The 21889-nt window shown below is 69.7% G+C and carries 16 protein-coding genes and 2 CRISPR repeat arrays; of the genes, 12 read left to right on the forward strand and 4 right to left on the reverse strand.

The features are described 5' to 3' along the window. Positions 1 to 105 precede the first annotated feature (105 nt). A CRISPR array of direct repeats spans positions 106 to 668; the repeat unit is 28 nt; unit sequence GGACCACCCCCGCTCGCGCGGGGAGCAC. A 2154-nt stretch (positions 669 to 2822) separates the two neighbouring features. The 3 genes from ACFP3R_RS32190 to ACFP3R_RS32200 form a co-directional block, all read right to left on the reverse strand. Further along, a complete protein-coding gene (locus ACFP3R_RS32190) occupies positions 2823 to 3311 on the reverse strand; it encodes a hypothetical protein (protein WP_380641636.1) in 489 nt (162 codons plus the stop codon). Then, complete coding sequence (locus ACFP3R_RS32195; RefSeq protein WP_380641638.1) at positions 3308 to 3850, reverse strand: hypothetical protein; 543 nt, start codon at positions 3848 to 3850, stop codon at positions 3308 to 3310. Before ACFP3R_RS32195 ends, ACFP3R_RS32190 begins: the two co-directional genes overlap by 4 nt. A gap of 562 nt (positions 3851 to 4412) precedes the next feature. Next, positions 4413 to 6851: a CRISPR direct-repeat array (repeat unit 28 nt; unit sequence GGACCACCCCCGCTCGCGCGGGGAGCAC). 369 nt (positions 6852 to 7220) lie between these two features. Continuing rightward, positions 7221 to 7781 carry an HD domain-containing protein gene (locus ACFP3R_RS32200; protein WP_380641640.1) on the reverse strand — a complete coding sequence of 187 codons (561 nt, stop codon included), beginning with the start codon at positions 7779 to 7781 and terminating at the stop codon, positions 7221 to 7223. A 686-nt stretch (positions 7782 to 8467) separates the two neighbouring features. Between ACFP3R_RS32200 and ACFP3R_RS32205 the strand changes: the two genes are divergently transcribed. From ACFP3R_RS32205 to ACFP3R_RS32245, 9 genes are all read left to right on the forward strand, one after another. Continuing rightward, the gene (locus ACFP3R_RS32205; protein WP_380641642.1) at positions 8468 to 9649 is read left to right on the forward strand and encodes a helix-turn-helix domain-containing protein; all 1182 of its coding nucleotides are present in this window, start codon (positions 8468 to 8470) and stop codon (positions 9647 to 9649) included. A gap of 94 nt (positions 9650 to 9743) precedes the next feature. Further along, on the forward strand, positions 9744 to 9920 hold the full coding sequence (locus ACFP3R_RS32210) for an HC3 family zinc finger protein (protein ID WP_380641644.1): 177 nt from the start codon (positions 9744 to 9746) through the stop codon (positions 9918 to 9920). 175 nt (positions 9921 to 10095) lie between these two features. After that, a complete protein-coding gene (locus ACFP3R_RS32215) occupies positions 10096 to 11208 on the forward strand; it encodes a helix-turn-helix domain-containing protein (protein ID WP_380641646.1) in 1113 nt (370 codons plus the stop codon). Between the two features lie 21 nt (positions 11209 to 11229). After that, positions 11230 to 11538, forward strand: coding sequence for a transcriptional regulator (locus ACFP3R_RS32220; RefSeq protein ID WP_380641648.1), 309 nt, complete (start codon positions 11230 to 11232; stop codon positions 11536 to 11538). Continuing rightward, the gene (locus ACFP3R_RS32225; protein WP_380641650.1) at positions 11535 to 12755 is read left to right on the forward strand and encodes a hypothetical protein; all 1221 of its coding nucleotides are present in this window, start codon (positions 11535 to 11537) and stop codon (positions 12753 to 12755) included. The genes ACFP3R_RS32220 and ACFP3R_RS32225 overlap by 4 nt, the downstream gene beginning before the upstream one ends. A gap of 142 nt (positions 12756 to 12897) precedes the next feature. Then, entirely contained in the window at positions 12898 to 13758 is an 861-nt protein-coding gene (locus tag ACFP3R_RS32230) for a helix-turn-helix domain-containing protein (protein ID WP_380641652.1), read from the forward strand. Positions 13759 to 14041: 283 nt separating this feature from the next. Further along, positions 14042 to 14875, forward strand: coding sequence for a helix-turn-helix domain-containing protein (locus ACFP3R_RS32235; RefSeq protein WP_380641654.1), 834 nt, complete (start codon positions 14042 to 14044; stop codon positions 14873 to 14875). A gap of 679 nt (positions 14876 to 15554) precedes the next feature. Continuing rightward, on the forward strand, positions 15555 to 16181 hold the full coding sequence (locus tag ACFP3R_RS32240) for a hypothetical protein (protein ID WP_380641656.1): 627 nt from the start codon (positions 15555 to 15557) through the stop codon (positions 16179 to 16181). A gap of 48 nt (positions 16182 to 16229) precedes the next feature. After that, positions 16230 to 16958: a hypothetical protein gene (locus tag ACFP3R_RS32245; RefSeq protein WP_380641658.1), complete on the forward strand. Its 729-nt coding sequence runs from the start codon at positions 16230 to 16232 to the stop codon at positions 16956 to 16958. Positions 16959 to 17446: 488 nt separating this feature from the next. On the opposite strand, the gene ACFP3R_RS32250 is transcribed toward ACFP3R_RS32245, so the two are convergent. After that, positions 17447 to 18853, reverse strand: coding sequence for a pentapeptide repeat-containing protein (locus ACFP3R_RS32250; RefSeq protein ID WP_380641660.1), 1407 nt, complete (start codon positions 18851 to 18853; stop codon positions 17447 to 17449). Between the two features lie 532 nt (positions 18854 to 19385). On the opposite strand from ACFP3R_RS32250, the gene ACFP3R_RS32255 reads away from it, so the two are divergent. The 3 genes from ACFP3R_RS32255 (at position 19386) to ACFP3R_RS32265 (ending at position 21793) form a co-directional block, all read left to right on the forward strand. Continuing rightward, positions 19386 to 20348: a DddA-like double-stranded DNA deaminase toxin gene (locus ACFP3R_RS32255; RefSeq protein ID WP_380641662.1), complete on the forward strand. Its 963-nt coding sequence runs from the start codon at positions 19386 to 19388 to the stop codon at positions 20346 to 20348. Then, the gene (locus tag ACFP3R_RS32260) at positions 20345 to 21292 is read left to right on the forward strand and encodes an Imm1 family immunity protein (RefSeq protein WP_380641664.1); all 948 of its coding nucleotides are present in this window, start codon (positions 20345 to 20347) and stop codon (positions 21290 to 21292) included. Before ACFP3R_RS32255 ends, ACFP3R_RS32260 begins: the two co-directional genes overlap by 4 nt. A gap of 357 nt (positions 21293 to 21649) precedes the next feature. Beyond that, a complete protein-coding gene (locus ACFP3R_RS32265; protein ID WP_380641666.1) occupies positions 21650 to 21793 on the forward strand; it encodes a hypothetical protein in 144 nt (47 codons plus the stop codon). Positions 21794 to 21889: the final 96 nt, after the last annotated feature.

Here is a 21889-nt window from a genome sequence, read left to right on the forward strand (position 1 = left end):
ACAGACCGGCAGCCACAGGGCTCGGCCGTGGCTGCTATCGACCCTGGATCACCCCGCTCGCGCGGGGAGCACCGACGAACCCGGCGGCACCACCAGGCCCGGACGGGACCACCCCCGCTTGCGCGGGGAGCACCGCCGGGTAGCCCCAAAACAGCATGTCGCCCGGGGACCACCCCCGCTCGCGCGGGGAGCACGAAGCCGAGCGGTCATCGTCGGCTTCGCCTGCCGGACCACCCCCGCTCGCGCGGGGAGCACTGCTGCCACGGCTGGCCCGGGTCGCGCAGGGCCGGACCACCCCCGCTCGCGCGGGGAGCACCACGGTCGGCTGAGGGGTGGTGGCCATGGCGGCGGACCACCCCCGCTCGCGCGGGGAGCACCGCGGCGAGGACATCCAGTTGGTGTGGGCGCAGGGACCACCCCCGCTCGCGCGGGGAGCACGACCAGTGCGCGATGGTGAACAGCCTGTTCTTGGGACCACCCCCGCTCGCGCGGGGAGCACCCACCCCGCTCGCGCGGGGAGCACCCACCCCGCTCGCGCGGGAAGCACATCCCGGCCCGCGCGCCAGCATGCTGCTGCTCGGACCACTCCCGCTCGCGCGGGGAGCACACCGTCCTGCTCTTCCCCAACGACTGGACGGCCGGACCACCCCCGCTCGCGCGGGGAGCACACTTCTTGACCAGGGACTTTACAGGGCGAGTGCGTGTTTTCATTCGGTTCGTTTCGGTCTCGTATATCGGTGGCCGTCTGTGTCTGTGTCGGTCGCCGGTCGGTAAGCGTTGGGCGGGTGGAAGGTGACGGCCTGGGTATGGCCGAGGGCGTGGCGGGTCTGTTCGGTGCGACGTCCGACGGGGACTGTGGTGTGGGGCTGCTGTTTGTGTCGGTTCCGGGTGCCCAGGGCAAGGCATGGGTCCAAGTATCCCGTGCCATGTTCCGCAGCTTCCGCGCGTCGGGCGGACGCAGGGATTGGGGGCGGGCTGAACCGGGCCCCCTTCCATGATGGCCGGTGACACCGTGACTGCGATCTGGGAGCGGAAAGTTGTGTTGTGGTGGGGTCAGGAGGTGAGGGTGTTGGGCAGGTGTCGTCCGAGGTAGCCGATGCAGACTCTGTCGTCGGTGTCGAGTGGTTCGTGGAAGTACAGCCGCGGCCAGGGGGCGGGCAGCCCGATGCGGATGTGGCTGGTGTAGAGCAGTGGCCCGGTTGCGTTGTCCGGTCCGGGGCGTTCTCGGGGGCGTCGAAGCCGCGGGTCTGACAACACGGTTCTGGACTCGGTGAGCATCAGTTGCGTGCGGGAGGTCCTCCGGCCCTCGACGTCGGCGCTGTCGAGGTAGGGCCCGGAAGTGCCGCAGATCTCCCGGCTGCATGCCGGGGAGGGCGGCACTTCTCGCGCGGGCGTAGTCCGATAGCGCGCACAGCGAGTTCCACGAGGTGGTCAGCCAGTCCCAGCGGGCCGGCAGCCGTCCGGCGTGGTCGAGCAGGTCCGGCGCCAGCCACAGGCCGGGCAGTTCGGTGCGCGTGGCCTCCAGCAGGTCCTGCCAGCTGTCGAAGCGGTCCTGGGCGGTGGGTTCCGCGCGTCGGGACCGGTCGTCGGCCTCGTCGGCGTTGACGTCGGGCGGTGTGCCGTAGTGGAGCGTGGGGGCTCGGCGCAGCAGGGCCTCGCATGCCTGGTCGAGTTCTTCGGCCAGGGCGGTGATGGTGTCGTGTGCGGCGGCCAGGTCGTCGTCGCGGTGAGTGAGGCTGCGTCGCAGCGCTTCCAGGTGGACGGGGTTGCCGTTCTCGGCGGCGTCGCGTCAGTACCGCGGCAGTGTCCTGACCAGGCGGCGTCGGGAGGACTCGACGCGCTCCAGGCGTGCGCGCAGCCGTTCGGACCGACGCCCCACAGGCGGGATCCACCCCCTTTCACGCGGGGAGCACGACGAGAGAGTGCCGGTCTGACGGCCAAACTGAGGACCACCTCCGCTCACGCGGGAGCACGAGGCGGCGCCCCGGACCGGCATCGCCGCGAGAGGACCACCTCGCTCGCACGGGGAGCACACCTGGGCGACGTGGACCAGGTCCCGGTCGGACGGACCACCCCGGCGCGCGGGGAGCACCATGACCGCCTCGACGACCGCCTGTGTCCTCATGAGCGGTCCGCCGTGCCAACACGATCGGGTGACGCGGGTGGGCGTGACCGCAACAGCGAGGCGAGCCAGGACGATGGGGAGCAGGAGGAACACATGTAGGCGGGTTGTCCACTGGCAACGGAGTTGTCCACAGATGCGCGGTGGCCTGCCGGGGCGATGACGAACGCCCGATACAGTCGGCGACGGATCACCGATCACACCCTTCCCGACCACGTCGACGGGTCGGGAAGAGGTTCCGGCCTGCCCATGTGAGTGGGCAAGTCCAGGGAGGTTGTGTGGTCCGAAGAAGAACGGTCGAGGATGGACGCCGTAGGCGTTCGACGCGGCGACCCAAGCGGAAGTGGAGTTCCACACGGGTCGCCGTCGTCCTTGGCCTCCTGGCACAGGTCGTCGCTTTGATCGCCTCGATCATCGACCTGTTGCCCAGGTGATTGCCAGGTCGGGGGCGTGCCCGTGGGTGCGTCCCCGACCCCTGTTCGCGGAATACCTCCTACGTACAGACCTGTAGACAAGGAGGCGCCTCCGCGCCTAGGTAAACCGTAGCACCGTGCCCCGGTTCATCACGTCCTGTATCAATCCGACGGATGCGCGGCTCCGGTGTTCTGCCGCCCGAGGCTCGCAAACCGGGCGGCGTGCCGAGTTCGAGCCCGTCCAGCGCCCGTCCGGTCGACGGCGCAGTGCCCGCAGTTGTGTCCCGTCACACCGCTGATCGTCCTGCGGTGTCACCGGTCGGGTAGCCGCCCAGCGGGCAGGACCAGTGCTCCGGGTCGACGGGGCACCGCCAACCGGTCATCCCGTCGACCACCGCGACGCGGGCCGGGTGCCGGTGGCCGGGGCAGACAGGGGTGGTGACGGCGAACTGCCGCACGACCTCCTGCTGGAGACCGTCGGCCACCGCGGCGGTCACGTCGGTCGGGGCGAACACGCCGAACCCGGCGTGGTCCACCCGGATCATGACGCCGCCGTGGTCGCCGGCGGCCTCCTCGACGGTGACGGTCACCGGCGGATGCTCCGGAACGGGCGGCTGCGCCCCGGCGACCAGGTCGCTCAACGTCGGGACGACCGCCGCGATGGCGAGTGCTGCCAGCTCGGGTTCGCGGGTCGCGGCGGGTGCGCGGACGACGAACGGGGAGGGGGACGGCGGAGCGTCGGGGACGGGATCGTCATGGTCGGGGTGGTCGGTCACGCCGGCAGCGTAGTGCGCCGCACCGGCGCCGAGCCTGCCTGCGCCGTGTTCTCGACGCCGTGCCGAATGCCGCTGCCCAGGTTGATCAGCACGGTGCTGCCGTCGCGGGCCAACGCGACAGTGAAGCGGTCCCAGTACTCGATCCAACCCTTCTGGTTGGGCCGCACGAAGTCCAACCGGCCGAACAGGTAGTACTCGCCGCACGAGGAGTTCACGGCCGAGGAGCCGTGGAAGATGTAGTCTGGATATTCCACGTGGTCGTTCGCGGCGATGCGTTTGCCGTCGCAGTCCAGAGTAGTGAACTCGGTGACCGGGCCGATGATGCCCACCGCCCATGACTCGCTGATCTTGAAGCCCCAGGCGTAATACCACGGCACGTTGAGAAACGTCACCTGGCCGGTGAAGCGGCCCGCCTCGGCCAGTTCGATCGAGGCCGGGTTGAGCGGGGTGTAGGGCGGATGCGGGCCGGCTCCGGCGGTCACGGGCGTGCACAGCAACGCCACCACGGTCAGCAGGACGGGCAGAACGCGTCTGGTCATGTCGTCCAGCCAGCCAGCACGTCGGGGTGGCCGCAAGGCCCGCGACCACGTGCACCCGTATGAGGTGCAGGTTCCGGCCGACGGGCGGTCGGCCCGTCACGGTGTGTGCGGCCGGGCTTGGTGTGTCACCCGTGCGTTCCGCACCGCGGCGGCGACCCGGACGGTCGAGTAGGGGGGTTGGTGAGGAAGACCCAGGCTTCGTCGCCTTCGTGTGAGCCGAAGTCGAAGTACTCGGTCTGCCCCTGGGGGCAGGGGCGGTTGCTGTAGTCGGTGACGGAGGAGCCGGTGTACTTGACGTAGACCTGCGCGCACTTGCGGTCGGCGAGGATATCCAGGGTCCTGCAGGGACGCCGACGACGTGGATGTCGGAGCGGGTGCACTCGGTGTACTCGGTCCACGCGCCGTCGACCACGATCTTCCTGGCGGCCTGGCACGATTCGGCGTGGGCAGCGGACGGCAGCAGCGCGGCCGCCAGCGGGAACGCCCGAATCTTCACGGGAACACGCACGGTCGATCACTCCTTCACCGGTCCGGATCGCGCCGTCGAGGAGATCGGCGGCCCGGACCACCTCCGCTCGCGCGGGGAGCACATGGTCGCGCTCGCGGCCGCGACCACCACGTCGGGACCACCCCCGCTCGCGCGGGGAGCACCCGGTCGGTGCAGGATCACCCGATCGGGTGAACGGACCACCCCCGCTCGCGCGGGGAGCACGACCGCCGGACCGACCGGCAACTCGAAGGGCTTGGACCACCCCCGCTCGCGCGGGGAGCACCGCTACTGCGTGTGCGACGGCTTCGAGATCCACGGACCACCCCGCTCGCGCGGGGAGCACCTGCTGCACGAGTTGGCCGATGCGAGCGACCTCGGACCACCCCCGCTCGCGCGGGGAGCACCGCCCAGACCCGGCGGATTGGGGCCAGTTCGTCGGACCACCCCGCTCGCGCGGGGAGCACGACGACGCGACCGTTTCCGTGATGGTCGAACAGGGACCACCCCCGCTCGCGCGGGGAGCACTCATCACCGAGGGCCGCCGAGTCCGGCGCGTGGTGATCGACTACCTCGCGCGGGACACGGGCGAGGACCACCCCCGCTCGCGCGGGGAGCACAACTCCTCGTCGATGATCTGCACGAACTTCTCCGGACCACCCCCGCTCGCGCGGGGAGCACCTCGCGCTCGGGCTCGCCAACGACAACCTCAGGGGACCACCCCCGCTCGCGCGGGGAGCACCTGACCCGGAGGTCGCGCACGTGCTCTGGTTCTGGGGACCACCCCCGCTCGCGCGGGGAGCACGCACTTCGAGCCGAATGCACCACCTGACCCACAGGGACCACCCCCGCTCGCGCGGGGAGCACCGCTTGCCCACCATGCACCGAGGCGATGACCGCGGACCACCCCCGCTCGCGCGGGGAGCACGCGCTCCCCTGTCACCTACAGCCGGCCGCCGGCGGACCACCCCCGCTCGCGCGGGGAGCACGTCTTCGGGGAGTGGTCCGGAAGGCCGAGTTCCGGACCACCCCCGCTCGCGCGGGGAGCACGGATGGGCAGCCGGGACAACGTCGTGCGCGTCGGGACCACCCCCGCTCGCGCGGGGAGCACCTGCCCACCTCCGTACCGGGCCCGGTTGCCCGCGGACCACCCCCGCTCGCGCGGGGAGCACGGGTCCTCACGGGCGTACCGGGTGACCATTCCGGGACCACCCCCGCTCGCGCGGGGAGCACGGGTCCTCACGGGCGTACCGGGTGACCATTCCGGGACCACCCCCGCTCGCGCGGGGAGCACCGCTCGTACTCGACCACCGGCGACGGGGTCACGGGACCACCCCCGCTCGCGCGGGGAGCACCGCACCGGCAGATGCACGACGCCGGGTACCGGAGGACCACCCCCGCTCGCGCGGGGAGCACACCAGCCTGCTGTGGCTGGACACCCTGGTCCGGGGACCACCCCCGCTCGCGCGGGGAGCACTCCCGGCGGCGCCGGCGACGGGGCAGCGGCCGGGGACCACCCCCGCTCGCGCGGGGAGCACCACGCGTAGTTGCCCGTGCTGGGCTCCTTGATCGGACCACCCCCGCTCGCGCGGGGAGCACGCCTCGGAGGCGAACGGGCGGACGTCGGAGTGCGGACCACCCCCGCTCGCGCGGGGAGCACCGCGAACCGGGCACCGTCGAGCCGGGCAAGCGCGGACCACCCCCGCTCGCGCGGGGAGCACGTGAACAGCACGCGCGGCGTGGTGCGATCGGCCGGACCACCCCCGCTCGCGCGGGGAGCACTCGACCAGCACGGGCACGAGGTGGAGCGGGAGCGGACCACCCCCGCTCGCGCGGGGAGCACCAGTCTCACGACCCCGTCCGGGTGCAGCTTGTAGGACCACCCCCGCTCGCGCGGGGAGCACGGCTGGCTGTCCGGACGCAGCGCGGCCACCTCGGGACCACCCCCGCTCGCGCGGGGAGCACTGTGACCGGACCTTCGCGAAGGTGCCCTCGGACGGACCACCCCCGCTCGCGCGGGGAGCACGCTGCGCAGCACCACCCTAGTGCTGCGCAGCACGGACCACCCCCGCTCGCGCGGGGAGCACGTAGGCGTGGACGGTGCGCGGCGAGGTGCGGGCGGACCACCCCCGCTCGCGCGGGGAGCACGATGACCACCTCGACCACCGGCGCGGCGGGCGGGGACCACCCCCGCTCGCGCGGGGAGCACGCTGGGGGAATGAGGGCGCGGCCAGAGCGGCAGGGACCACCCCCGCTCGCGCGGGGAGCACGTCCGCGCGGCCGGTGCTGGTCCGGCTGACGAGGGACCACCCCCGCTCGCGCGGGGAGCACTGGTCAGGACGTCCACGGTCGTTTCAGCGTCCGGGACCACCCCCGCTCGCGCGGGGAGCACACTTCGGCGATCAGGTTCGGGGCCATGCGCACGGGACCACCCCCGCTCGCGCGGGGAGCACCCCGACTTCGCCCTGGGCGAGGTCGAATGCGAGGGACCACCCCCGCTCGCGCGGGGAGCACACTTCTTGACCAGGGAGTTTACATGCCGAGGTGTGCGTTTTCATTCGGTTTGTTCCGGTCTCGTATATCGGTGGCAGGTCCTGCCCGCTCTGATCGACGGGCTACCTCCGCTCGAGTGGGAAGACCTCGGCGAGTTCGATCTGGGTATGGCCGTCCTGGGATCATCCTGGCCTGCGCGGAGGAGACGCGGCCCGCCACTGCTTGGGCACGGGATCAGGGGTGATGCCCACTCGCGCGGAGAGGACGTTTCTTGGCCGGCGGGTTCGGTGGGTGAGGGCCGGTTTGGGCATCGGCGTGGTTCTGCTGCGTGGGCCGCTTGTTCTTGCGTGTCAAGGCGTGGTTACGGTTGTGGGTGGATTCGGGCGGCTGTTATCGGCCCCGCCAGGCGAGTGGTGAGAGGGTGATCGCGGCTTTGGCGACGCGGCGTGCGGTCTGGGTCTTGAGGCTCTTGCGGGCGGAGTCGATCCATCCGTCGACGCGTTGCACGTCGGTGTCGCGGTATTCGACGGCCTGGAGCAGCATCTCCAGCTTGTCGGCATCGCTGGCGCAGTGGGCCTCGGCGGACAGTTTCGTCTCGTATTCGTTCACCGCGTCCCGGACTGCGTCGCGTGAACGCTCCGGCAGTTTCGCGGTCTGGTCCCTGGTGATCGCCTGCGGGTCCGGCTTGGTCAAGTAGTCGATGGCGGTGTGGGGTAGGTCGCCGGTGTGGGTTTCCTGGGTGTCGTGCCACAGGGCCAGGAGGCTGCCCGAGCGGGGGTCGGCGCCTTCCTCGGCTGCGATCAGGGCGGCCAGCTGCGCGACGCGCATGGTGTGTTCGGCAACGGACTCGGGGTCGCGGACGCCAGCGTGCCACCAGCCGGCACGCCGGATGCGTTTGAGCACGCCGAGTTCGTAGCCGAAGGCGGCGAGGGCGGAGGCGTCGTCGGACACGTATTCTCCCTGGTGACCGGAATACGGAGAGCATAGTGAAGGCCGACTACCTGATCATGACCGGTTCCGGGATAGCGAGTCGCTGGAAGCTGGCCTGTCCAGGGACTGTGCGAGCGGGCGCGAAAGTGCGGTCGTGCGTTGAGCAGGCCGGTCGTGAGGCGATGAGCGTGTGCAGGGCATACGGGGTGTACCGGTTGTGCGGATTCAACAGGAGTTGCGGTGGCCGGGTCGAGGCGCCCGTCAGGTGGGTGGGCAGTGTACCTCCGTGCCAGGTCCGGATGTCCTTGTCGCGAATGAAAGAGTCGTCAGATGCGCACGTCGCCGAGTTCACCGATCAGTAGGCCCAGTAATTGAGGGTGGCGACTTCGGCTTGTCTGCCCGATGTCTGGCCACGAAGTCGTGGCTGTGCTCACCTTCGTCGGTGGAGGCCGAGGCGGCGAAGGCGGAACGTACTTTGAGTAATCCGGTGATGTCGTTGTCCGGGCGTACCCGGCGGGACCACTCGTGCGCAAGGAGCACCAGGCTCTCCTCGCCGTCGCGGGGGTGCGGCGGGCAACGCCCCCGTTCGTGCTGGGGCACGAGCACGATTGTTCAGGTGATCTTGAGGTTCGTACGACCCCTGGTCATGTCCATGATCACCGCTCCGCGCCCCCTTGGCCACCGTCCTAGCGGCTATCCTCGGAGGCGTGGGCGACGCACCCAACGAGATCGGCCGCAGGCTGCGGCAGATCCGCCATGCTCAGCGAAAGTCGCTGGCCGTCATCGCTGGTCGAGCGGGCATCAGTGTGTCCTACCTTTCCCGCTTGGAATCGGGTGCGCGTGCTTTGGATCGGCGTTCACTTGTCGTGGCACTTGCGAATGCACTCGAAGTCGCGCCGAGCGAGATAACCACTCTTGCTCCGGTCGATCATCTCGAACAAGACCAGTCGCTAGGACCGGTCCGTTTGGCTCTGCTTTCCGTGGCTATGGGCGAGCCAAGCGGCAATGTAATTCCGGTGGACGTCCTTTCTAAACGTGTTGCGGCTCTGCTTGAAGCACAACGTCAATGTAGTTATGTCGACGTCGGTCTCGGACTTCCTGGATTGATTCGAGACCTGCACGCGACGTTGAAGATCGGCCGCGACGTTGAACAAATTCATCGTCTATTGGCCTTGGTGCATGTCCAGGGAACCCAAGCATGGCTGGGTGACATCGGCGCAAACATGGATCTCGGATGGCAAGCCGCAACACTGGCGAAGCAGGCAGCGGAACAGGTGGACGACCCGTTGACGCACGCCGTCAGCGCGTTCGGTACGGCGTTTGGCCTGATAGGCGCTGGTGCGTTCGATCTGGCTTCGAAGGCGCTGGCGGTGCCGAACCTCGGTACAACTTCTCGGGAAGCCGCACAAGCTACGGGGATGCTCACCCTGGCGTCGTCATTGGTGGCCGCTGCCCAGGGTGACCAGACGGAGCGCTTGGCCGCGCTCGAACACGCGACGGATCTTGCGCAGTACACCGGGGAGGGCAACGCGCTGTGGTTCGGGTTCGGTCCCAGCAACGTCGGCGTGTGGCGGATGTCCATCGCGCTCGAAGCGGGCGACTACGTCGAAGCCGCCCGTATCGCCATGACCGTCAATCCGGAAGCTCTTCCCTCTCCCACAAGGAAGTCCGCGTACTGGCGTGAGTACGGTCGGGCGCTGGCGCGGCTTCCGCGGCGGCAGGACGATGCCGTGGTGGCGCTGCGGCGCGCTGAGTTGATCTCACCGGCTCGCATCCACCGGCACCCGTTCATGAGGTCGGTACTGGCCGAACTGCTGGTGAAGGCGAAGCGTGACGCGGTGGGTCGTGAGCTTCGCGGCATGGCATACCGCGCTGGTCTGCCTGTTTAGCCCATTCGAGCTACTTTGCCTGGGTGTCAAAAGATCGACTTCCTGCATTCCTACGGTCCTGATCGATCGTTCTGGACTGTGGAGGTGGTGTGCGGTGTCGTTTCGATGGCTCCCCTACGACGGGCGACGGCACGCTGTTCCGGTTGATCTCCAGCCCGGTGGCGGCGGTGAAACCCTTTGTGGGACAGAGTTTTCTCCGGTGCTGGAGTTCGCTCCGGCGTCGCTGTGGCCCGCGTCGTGGCACGAGTGCCAGGGGTGTGACAACGCGTGACGCACGGTGGAGGAGATCCCTCTGCGGTCCACACGGGTCGGGTCGCGTGTCCTGTGAGCAGCACCAAGGCCGTACTCCGCAATGGCCGCAGTGATCCGTGCCGGAATGCCGTCGGCAAATCTGCCCAACGATTTCACCGAAGCCGCCTACTTCTTGCAGGAAGCCTTCCCGCACCATGATCCAGGCGGCGACACCGTCGATGCCCTACCGCCGGAGCAGCGGCACAGACACCCACCTGGCGAAGCTGCTGACAACGCTCCACGCCCGGCGAAGCCGCGCAGGCGGCACCGCCCGGCTTCCGGCCCGCTTCTCCATCACGGGCGAGCGGCGCCCTTTGTCATCCGAACATCAACTAGCACCGTCGAGGTCGATTGTGAACAGCAACGGCAAGCAGCAGTTTCGTGTGAGCAGTGCCCACAGCCGTGAGTTGGGTGAGGAGCTCCGCCGGGCGCGCCAGGGTGCGGAGATGTCGAGCGGTGAGGTCGTCGCGGCTTTGGGGTGGTCGTTGGGCAAGTTGTCGAAGTTGGAGACCGGTTCCCGTGGTACCGGGATCGCGGACATCGCCGCCCTGTTGGGTCGTTACGCCACCGGCAAGGCGGCCCATGATCGCGTTCTGGCTCTGGCCACCGAAACCGACACCGGTTCTTTCCTGCGTGTCCACGACACCTGCATGGACACCCTGACCACGGTCGGGATGCACGAGCACGACGCGCGCACCGTCACCACCTACGAGCCGTTGACCATCCCGGCCCTGGCCCAGAGCGAGAACTACACCGCCGCCCTGACCGGTGACCGGGACATCGCCCGGGTCCGGGCCGCCCGCAACGAGAAACTGCGTGACCACCGGTCCGGCCGACGCCACACGGTGATCTATCTGTACCAGACGGCTCTGCACCTGGTGGTGGGGGACAGGGCGGTCATGCACGAGCAGATGCTGCACCTGATCACACTGGCCGACCGCCTGGATGTCACCGTGCGGGTGATCCCGGTCGGTCGGGGTGGGCGGGCCGCGTTGTGTCGGCCGGGCACCCTGCTGGACTTCGACGCCCCCACCCGTCCGGTGGTGTTCGTGGAGACCGACGCCGCCACCGTCGTCCACGACGACCCTGGCGTCGTTGCCGCCTACCGGAAGAAGATGCGGGCCCTGGAGGGCTGCGCGTTGGACGCGGGGAAGTCCCGTGACCTGATCGCCGACCAGGCCGTGGCCTACCGGGACCGGATCTCCGTGCCGCTCCGGATCGTCCGTGCCGAACCCGGCACCCCGCCACAGGCCGCTGCGGGCGTCTGACCAGAGGATTCCGGACACACGATGCCCTACACGATCCACTTGCACGTCGACTTCTTCGTCGCCTCGATGAGGAGTCGCGGGTTTTCCTCGGATGCTTCCGTGGCCCGGGCGATGGAGGTCAACCGCAGCACCGTCACCCGCGTTCTGGCCGGCGAGCTGCGGCCGGGCCGGGCGTTCATCGGGGGTGCTCTGACCGCCCTGGCGCCGCTGACGTTCGACGACCTGTTCACCGTCGTGAAGGTGCCACGCGACGCATCCGACCCGGGTCGACGCCGCACGGCCACCCGCCACCCCAAGCCTGACCGTGAGCGTCCGAGGAGCGCGTCGTGATCATCCGGCCCGAGATGGTGGCGAAGTGGGCTCCGCCCGCTCCCGCGGAGTTGCCCGAGGTGCGGTTGCGGTTGCGCGAGTACGTCCTGAGCCGGAACTACGTGGAGTTCGCGATACGCATCGACTTCGGCGGGGGAGCGTTCTTCCCGACGATGCAGGGCCCGCCGGAGAACACCGCGGGGGTGGGCATCACCGGCGGGATGCTGATGGCCCGCCGGGAACACCGGCGACTGGGTGAGGCCCAGTTGTACTGGGTCGACGGGGACATGACCTCGCTGGCGTTGGCGGTGGCCGACATCCCGTCGGGTGAGCCGGTCCGTGCCCGCAGGATGCCGGCGGAGGCGGGGTTGATGCTGTTCGCCCAGCCCATCGGCGGCTACGACCTCGACCTGGCCGCCTCGCTGGCCAACCTCGGCCACCCCGGCGTCCTGGCCCCCGGTGCGATGGTGATGCCGACGCCGATCGTGGCGGTGTCCTGGTCGACCTGGACCCCCGCCCACCTCGACCTCGACGGCGCCCCCGGCGTACTGACCTGGAACGTCAGGACACCCGACGGCCCGGTCGCGCTGGATTACGGCATGGAGGGGGTGTGGTTGACCTTCTGGACCACCGGCAGCAGCGGCTGGGACGCCCTGCCCCCCGACCTGGAACTGCCCGACCTCGCCGGCGGGACCACCTCCGCCGGCCGGTTGGCCGAGTTCGAGGCCCGGAGCAGGAACACCCCGCTGCGCACCTGCGACGAGATCGTGTTGCCTTTCGACAAGCCCCTGCCGGACCCGACCCCCGACACCGGCGGGCAGTGGGCGCACGTGGTCCACACCGCCTGGCAGTTGATGGCCCAGACCGGCAACGCCCAACTCACCGAGACCGAGACCCTCACCCGCCCCCGCCCGGCCCGCAAACGCGACGAACGCGACGGGGTCACCGCATCGGGGGGTGTGCGGCTGGTCCGGGTCCATACCCGGCACCGCCCCGCACCCGACGCCGTCGCCGACGACGAGCAAGCCTCCCACGGCCGGCGCGCACCGCAGTGGACCCGCCGCTGGCCGGTACGCCCCTACCGGCGCAACACCTGCCTCAACTCCCGCCTGCACGCCACCGGCGACTGCGAACACGAGGAACGCATCGTCCCCGCCCACGTCAAAGGCCCCCAGGACAAACCCCTCGTCGTCACCGACCGGGTGAACCTGTGGGACACCCCACCACCGGAACCGTGACCGCCTTCCCGGGACCCACCGGCCCGGCCGGTGCGGTCGATACAGGACCGGCGGACTCCGCCGCGGTCGACCCGGGTGATCGCAGCCCCGATGCCGGAACAGCCGGATCGCGGTAACACGGCCACGAGTGAAAGAGATCGTTGTGAGCACGACTGACGCCACGCTGCCGTCCTCGACGGTGCGCACCAGGGTCATGGGACGGGAACTGGTCCTGGCGCGGGAGCGGCTCGGGCTGGACAGGGCCGCGGCCGCGGCCGTGTTGCACAGCCCGGTCGACTGGCTCGACGCGGTGGAGGACGGCCGACTCGACGTCGACCGGAACACCCTGGCCCGCCTGCTGGGTGCCTACCGGGCCGACACCCGGACCCACACAAGGATGATGGACCTCTACGGCCAGCCCGAAACGGGATGGCTGATCCAACCCCACGACATCGGCGAAGCAGACGGCGTCGACGCCGCACTGCTGCACGAGGCGACCGCCGACGACCTCTTCGTCTACGACATCCTCTCCCTGCCCGTGTTCTTGCGGACCGAACGCTATGCCCGCGAACTGCTCGCCCGCGACGGCAACACCACCCCGGCCGAGGTGGAACAGCGCCTCGCCGCCGGCCTGCGAAGGTACCGGTCGTTCCGGCCCTCGTCCTCGTCCTCGACACGGCGAACCTTCATCGTCCATGAGCCCACCCTGCGCCACCTACACGGTGACCGGCAGACGATCAAGGAACAGCTGCACCACCTGGCACACCTGCCCGCCCGCGCCGCGGCCGTGCGGGTCATACCGGTCTCGGCGCCGGCCAGCTACTGGGAACAGGTGGCCTTCACCCTGACGAAGACCAGGACCCACCGGCCCGTGGTCCACGTCAGAACCGTGTCGTGCACCCTGTTCCTCGACCGCCCCGACCTCGTCGAGCACTACCGCGACATGGCCACCCGACTCCTGGAACACGCCCTGTCCCGCACCGAGTCCCACACCCTCCTGCTGGACCTGGCGAACCCGGCATGAACCACCGCACCCGCCTCGGGCCCTCGGAGAGACGGCACGCCCACACCCGCCGGATCCCGGACCGGGGACCTGCCACCGACCGCCGACCGGGCCACCGTCCCGGATCGGCGCCCATCACGGCTGCGTTACGCACCGGGGCCGGTCCCACCGCGAGCCGCCCACGAACGTCGAGTACCGGAGCATCCCCTTGACCCGTCGCCCATCCCCGCCTTCGCCACCGACTCCGCTCTCGTCCCCGACGTCGTCCCCGCCGACGTCGTCCCCTGCGCCCCGCCCCACCGGGATGGAGAGTCTGCTGGCCTATCCACAGGCCCTGGCCCGTCACCTGGTCGGCCTGCGTGAGCGGCGGGGCTACACCCGGGAGCACACGGCGAGGCTGTTGGGCATCCCGGCCACGACGCTGGCGCAGTGGGAGAACGGCACCCGGCGCCCGTCGCTGCCCCGGCTGCTGCGGCTCACCACGCTCTACCAGACCCCACTGCTCCGATTCCTCGACGACGTCGCACGCGAGGTCCGCCCTCCCGAACACCCCTCACCGCCCTACACCGTCCACGCCTTCCTGCTGTGGTCCGGCGTGGCACCCGAACAACTCCACGGCATCCAACCCGACCCGGTCACCGCCCCCCGACACACCGACGGGGACACCGACGACGAACCCCTGCGCGACGTCGTGCTCTACCGGCGCGCCGACGACCCCGTCCGGATCAACGCGGGCCGACAGCTCACCCGGGAGTACACGGCCGGCGCCAGCATCCGCACCCTGGCCACCCGCCACCGGATCTCCTTCGGCACCATGCGCACCCTGCTTCACGAAGCCGGCGCACCACTACACCGCCACACCCCGCCCCGGCACACCACCAACCCCGAACACGAAACCAAACCACCCCCCACCCCATCCCACCCGAGCCCTCCACCCCGACAACCCCCGCGAGCACACCGCCCCGCGAGCACACCCCCTCCGGAGACCGCCCACCACAACCCCCAGCCGCCCGCCCACCGGGCCCCACCACGACCACACCGCCCTGACCACGGCGGAAACGAAACCTCCACGCCCCGCCCACCGGCGACGACATCCACCGGGCAAGGAGCCCGGCATGACCGGCACGGACAACCCTGACGACACCGCACCCGCCCACATCCGATCCCACACCTGGCACCGGCTGCCGGCCCCCACCTCCGGACTGATCGACCAGCCCGCAGCCCTGCGTCGGGCCCCGACCGCTCTCCACGGTTACACGATCACCGTCGAACTGCGGGCGCTGCTCGGGCGGGACACCCCCGGCAGGACCGGCCGGTCCTCGATAGGCCGGCGCTGTACCTGCGGCACCTGACCGCGCTGAGACAGGGCCGCCACGACATCGCCGAGGCCACCGCCCAGGACGCCGGACGACGCGGCTGGTTCGACCCTGCCGACTGGCGGGACCTCCGCGCCCCAGCCGCGCTGATCTTGGGAATCGCCAGAGCCTCCTACCTCACGGCAATCCGCGGCACCTTCCCACCACCGACCTCGTGACAGGACATCGCGGAGACCGCTCGCTCGGCTCGACGGCCCTGGGCACGTGAGCCGGTGGAAGCGACGGCGGACACCGGCTTTGGTAGCAGAGGCCGAACAGGTGCCTGTCCGGGTCGTCGACCGGCGGCAGCGACAGGAAGGACCAAGGACATGACCATGGCCGACGGCGTCGGCGTCGGCGTCAGGCGATCGGCCCCGGCGCACGAGTGGATACCGTCACTCGACACCGGGAAAGCCTGGCCGTCGCCGAGACTTTCCGCAGCAGGCGCCGCTGGCGACGCCGGTGTTCGTCGAGCGCGAAGAACTCGCCCGACTGATTCGTCTGCACGACACCGGCCCGCTCACCCTGGTCATGGTCAGCGGGCCGAAAGGCATCGGCAAGACCACGCTGACACTGCACTGGGCCCAGCGCCACCGCGACCGGTTCGCGACGGACGGCTACACGTCGACCTCGCCGCCGAACCCTGGGTGGCCACTGAGGTGGTGCTGGTGCGACTGCTGCGCAACCTCGGTGTCGCTGCCCGTGCCCTCCAGTCCGATCCCGGGGGAACGCGCCGCGTTGTGGCGGTCGCTGACCCGTCATCGTCGGCTGCTGCTGGTGCTCGACGGCGTCGAGCACGCCGGGCAGGTGACCACGCTGCTGCCTGCTGGCACCGACTGCCTGACCCTGGTGGTCAGCCGTCTGCGCCTGCCCGATCTCACCGACGTCGGCGCCCGCCACCTGGTGCTGCGCGCCCTGCCCGAGCAGACCGCGACCGACCTGCTCGCCGCCTGCGTGGGCCCGGAACGCGGCAGCGGGCAACGACGACACCTGGCGGCGCTGGCCGCGCACGGCCGCGGCCATCCCGTGACCATGACGCTGCTGGCGCCCACCTGGCCGCACACCCGTAACTGCCGGTGGACGCGCTGACCCGGCTCTACCTGGACCGCCGACCTGCCCACCCGGCCTCCTGATGCCGTGGCCGTGGACAACCTCACCGAACCCGCTCACACGGTGTGGAGCCTGCTGCGCGCCGTCCTGGACCTCGGCCTGACCCGCGACACCGTCCACCGCCTGCTGCCCGACCGCACACCCGACGACCTCGACACCGACCTGGCGCGGCTGGTGGCGACCACCCTGCTGCACCGGACCGGCGGGTACGACACCGCCCGCTTCCGGGTACCGGACATCGCGCGCCGCGACCACGACGACGAGCCGGACACCGTCGCCGGACTGCTGCGGCTGATCGAGCACTACGCGATCGCCACAGCCGGGGTGGCCGAGGCCGTCGAGCCCGACGGGTCCGCGTTCTCCGACCTGCGTGACCGTCCGGCTTCGCGGTTTCCCGACCGGGTGGCCGCCCTCGCCTGGTTCACCGCCGAGCGCGCCACCATTCCGGCCGTCCAACACTTGGCCGTCGACCTGGGCCGCGACGACAGGGCCTGGCGCATCGGCGAAGGGGCATGGACCCCCTGTGGTCGACCGGCCTGGTCGACGACGCGCTGGCCTGCCAGCAGCTCGCCGCCGAGGCCGCCGAACGAGAAGAACATCCCTATCGGACCGTGGCGCTCTCCCGCGTGGTCCTGGCACTGGACCGGCTGGGGCACTTCGAGGCCGCCGTCGAAGCCGGCGAAGCGGCCCTACGGGTGGCCGAGATGCTCGGCCATCCCCGGTTGGTCTCCATCGCCTGGTCGACCCTGGACCTGATCCACCACGGCTCCGGCACATCCCTCCTCGCCCCGGACTGCCTGGACGGGGTGCTATAGGCGGACACCACACCGGCAGCGGAAGGCGTGCTGTGTCGACACCAAGCCGAGATCCCCACGCTCCGGACGACCGACGACGAGACGGTACCTGCGCTCCCGGCTGAGCATCGAGCAGCCGGCCGTGCTTTCTGCCATGCCCAGGGGCAGCCGGGCCCGACCTGGCGACAGTCGGCCGAACTGCACACGCACCCAGGTGACGGCGCACCACCAGGCCGTCCCGGCCCCGCTGTTGGTAGGCGCGCCACCAGGTGCCCACCGACTGCACCGAGATCCGAACACCTCCGCCGCCTGCTTGTAGCCCTCGACCTCCCCGGACTCCAGCGCCGCCGCAGCACCTCCTACTCCGCAGGAGACAACCGGTGCGCACCCCCGCCTCGGCCACGCACATCAACCTGCAGGCAATCGATCACTTTCGACTCAGTAAGTCTGCTATGGCGACTGTGGGGACGGAGATGTCACAGGTCCGGCAGAAATTCGCTCAAGGCGGTACCAGGTGTCGTCCTGGCCGTCGACGGCGGTCGGCTCGTCGGTCACCCGCCATCCGGCTGGCCAGGACGAGTCGGGGCTCGGCGAGGCGATCAGTACCTCATCGAGCCACATGTCCTCGGCAAAGCTCGCTCCTGTGAATACGGCGGTCATGGTGAAGCGTGTTCTGGCGAACCAGACATCCCGAGTGAAGATCGTGTGTTCGAACAGGGTTGTTCCGGCGAAGGTCGTTCCGCCGAAGAGGGTGCTGTTGGTGAATCTTGCTGCGGTGAACCGGGTAGTTCCGGAGAAAGTCGCCCCGCTGAACAGCGTGTCTCCGGAGAATTTCGTTCCGATGAACCAGGCGGTCTGTGCGAAATTCGCCTCGCCGAACCAGGTGTCTGCGGCGAAGCTTGTCTGCTCGAATTGGGCGGTATCGGCGAAGCTCGCTCCTCTGAACCGGGCAGATCCGGTGAAGCTGGCCCTGTCGAAGCGGGCGATTCCGGCGAAATTCACTCCGCTGAAGGTGGCGTTTTCGACAAAGCTGGCCCCGCTGAACGTGGTGTTGCGAACGTGGCAGTCGGTGAGATCGAAGTTGACGAGGGCGGCATTGGTGAGGTCGAGGTCGAGGTCGGGCCAGAAGGTCTCGACCGGCCGGTCGATGTTGTCACCGGGATGCAGATGGGTGGCGAGGATCCGTCGAGCGGTCTGGCGGACCTGCAGCTCCTCGGCCCGCTCCCGCTCGGCGACATGGGCGTCGCCGTCAGCGCTGTCATCGGGTTTTGGGCCGGGTGGGGTGTAGGGCATGCGTAGGTAGGCGCACAGGAGGTTGACCACGGTCTGGCGTTGGTGGGGGTTGTCTTGGGCGAGGCGTTCCAGGGCGTAGAGTCCGGCCAGGCGGACCGGGGCCTTGTCCGAGCCCAGTTGCTCGGCGCTTTTCGCGTACAGCTCAGTGATCCGACGGGCCTCGGCGTCGGCGCGGGTGTGCTCGGCGACCTCGCGTTGCAGGTCGTAGGCGCGGGCGACGTCGGCCTGGTCGCGTTCCTTCTGCGCCAGGCCGACCTCGGTGGCGTGCTGGCGGCGCCAGGCCAGGTAGAGGGCGAAGAGCCCTCCGCCGCCGAGGCCGATGCTCAACCCGGTACGTAGGGCGTCGAACCGGGCGGTCACCAGGGCCTGACCGGACAGGCCGGCGGTGCCGGCCCACCACAGCGCGACCACCAGGCCCGCGCTGAGCACGAAGATCCCAGCGGCGATCAGCGCGATCGTACGGCCCGGCATCGGCCGCAGCGGCTCCCGCGCGGACGGCGTGGGCACGGGCAGCACGCCCGGCGAGGACGGCCGGGGTAACGGGGCGGGGCGTTCGTCGCTCACACCCTGATCATCCCCGAACACGTCTTGCGACACCCGCATCCCTTGACGGGAGGCGCGTCGAAAAGCCAATGCAGCTCAGGCCCGGTCCCGAGCGGGACCGGGCCTGAGCTGCGGAAAACTAGCCGGCGATCCCGGGCGACGCAGGAACGCGACCGGATCGGAAGCCGGGAAGCGGTCGACCGTCAAGCCCCTGAGGGCCATCAACTCCCTCAGCAGCGCCGCGCATTCATCCTGTTCGACCGGCAACCGTGCGGTGTTTGGGGTGCGTGCAATTCCTGGCAGCCGAGCTGTGCGGATCACGTGAACTCGACGCGAACGCGGGACTCGGTCTCGGGACCACCCCGCTCACGCGGGAAGTACTCGACAATGGACAGCAACTTACGCATACATGCTTGGAGTTGTGGGCGGCTGGTGCGTATCGCCCGTACGGAGGACAGTGATCACTACACCACATGGCGTAAATCTTGATGATCGGGCCGTCGCAATCGGTACGTATCGGGGGGTGCCAGGTTGACCCACGCCGCTGTCCGCCGTGCCCGGTTCCACCGGCGCGGGGTCGCTGATGACTGGCGCTGACGATGACGCGCTGGCCGAGGCCGAGAAAAAGTTGGAGGGGGCAGCCGAGGCGCTGCACCAGGCCGAGGATCTGTGGAACGACGGCGTCGACCTGATCATGGTCGCGATGGACGGCACCCGTAGGGACGGTGCCGACCGGTTCGACGCCTGGCAGGCGGAGGAGACCGGCAAGCTGTTCACCAGGGTCCACTCCGATGTCCAGGCCGCGCTCGCCGCGGTCAGGGGCATGCTGATCGCCCGCTCGCGGATGGTGCTGGCGGAGTCCGCGCCGGTGGCTCCGCCACCTCTTCGGAACGCACGGCTACCGGCATCGGTCGCTCCCTGGCGGCCGCCGGCGGCAGCGCCCGCGCGGCCGACTTCCGCCGCGCCGTCGACGGCAGGTTCCTCGACGGCAGGTTCCTCGACAGTCGTACCCGGCTTCTCGGCCGGCGAGCGGGAGCCTGTGTACGAGAACCCGCACGGCGACCGCTATCCCCCTCAGGCCGGAGGGTCGGCTGCCCAGCTCCGGCCGCGGGTGGTGCCCAGGAGCGGAGATAGGACGCATGGGGTGATGACGATCAACGGGCGGCAGGTGGCAGAGCTCAACTCGGGTACCCGCAACAATCCCGAACTCGTCAGGAAGGCCAGTGGGATGCTGCGTGGCCTCGGCTACCGGGACGCGGAGATCCGCTACCTTCACCACCATGTCGAAGTCAAGGCGGTTCAACTGCTGACGCAATTTCCCAACGCGGACCACGGAGAAGTCACGATCAACAACACGCCGTGCGGCGTGGAAACCTTTCAGGACTCGGTCATCGTATGTGACAAGCAGCTGGACCGGATTCTGGAAGCGTTCGGCAAGTCGTTGACCGTCTATGGTACCCGCCAGGACAACACGCCGTTCACCAAGACCTATGGAAAGAGGAGAAAGGAATCATGACCGGCAGCGACGGGTCGGACACTGTGCTGGAAGCAGCCCACAGGGACAATCGGGCCAGCCTGGCTGTCATGCGGCAGGTGCCGCACCTGGCGGACTTTCTCCGGGTTCACAGGCCCGACGGCGAGGTCCTGCCGACGGAGTGGTGGATCCATGCGGGTCCGACCGACGACACCTATCCGGCGATGGTGTTCGGCATCTCCGACGACCGTGGCTATCTGCGTTGGTACGGCGACCCGGAGGATGCGCAGGTGCCGGTGGGAACCGAATATCGGGGCGACTACCGGACCTACTGGCACGGCGGCGTGATCGACCAGGAGTGCAACGTGGGGGAGGAGGTCCCGGTCGAGGTCGTGTTCGCCGCTGTGGCGCAGTTCGTGGCCACCGGTCACCGGCCGACATGCCTCCAGTGGATGCCGCAAGCGGACGTCCCCGACCACCGGGCGCCCGTCGGGACCGACCCGGGCAACGATGCGATGTACCTGGCGACGAAGGCCGCGTTGGAAGAGGACGACTCGGCTGTGGACACCGTGCGGAACAGGGTCTTCATCAACTACGCCGGAACCGGGGACGTACAGCGCCTTATTGGGCTGATGCTGCTCGCGGGGGCCGAGACGGAGTCCGTACCCGGCCGGGCCTGGTTCCTGCGCCGCGACGAGGACGCCGACGGGGAGGACCGTCTGGTGGTCGGCCTGGGCCTGGGGAGCGGGGCGCTGGAGTGGGTCGACACCTCGGGCCGCTTCGCGCCGGCGGAGGGCGGTGGCATCGACCGCGTCGGTTACCGCCTGGCCGACGGCGGCACCTACCTGATGCCCACCGGATCGGCGGTGTCGCGGGACGTCGTGGTCCTGGTGGCCCGGGACTACCTCACCCATGGTCGACGGCCCACATCGGTGCAGTGGCGACCGGTGGACGCGAAGGTCGACCCGGCCGCAGTCGGCATGTGAACAAGTGGACCGGCCGGAGACCGAGCGGATCGCCACGGCGGTCTCGTCGAGGTCCAACGGCCCGGCCGCCGGGACGACCGGCCGGGCCGTTGCACCCGTCAGTGCCGGCTCGCCATGCCGAACTCTCAACACACGATACGTCTCGCAGACCGGCTGACGGTGTCCATGATCACTGGTGACCAGGCGACCGCGATCGCGCTCTCGGCCGAGGTAGGTGAGGTCCGCGCAACCTGCGGGGTCCCGGCCGGTCGACTGTCGGTCGTATCCGGATTGGTCGGTGGTCTATGTCGCCGGGTGTGGCGGCGGGCTGGTCGGCTGTGGGTGGGTCGGCTGTGGGGTGTGCCGGTTGAAGGTGTCGTGCAGGAGCAGGGCTGTGGTGCGCAAGTGGTTGATGGGCAGTGGCAGGTCCGGGTGCAGGTCGGGGTGTTGTCCGATGTTGTCGATCATGGCCAGCAGGTGGCCGAATTCGGTGTTGATCAGGTCGGTGTGGGTGTGGGGTGAGCCGGACTGTTGGGCGGTGGGGACTTGACCCTGGATGTTGGACACCAGACACACTTGGACCGTCGTGGTCCGGGTGGATAGGAGTCCTGTTCAGAT

The sequence above is a fragment of the Saccharothrix lopnurensis genome (assembly GCF_042658445.1).
Classification (GTDB): Bacteria; Actinomycetota; Actinomycetes; order Mycobacteriales; family Pseudonocardiaceae; genus Actinosynnema; species Actinosynnema lopnurensis.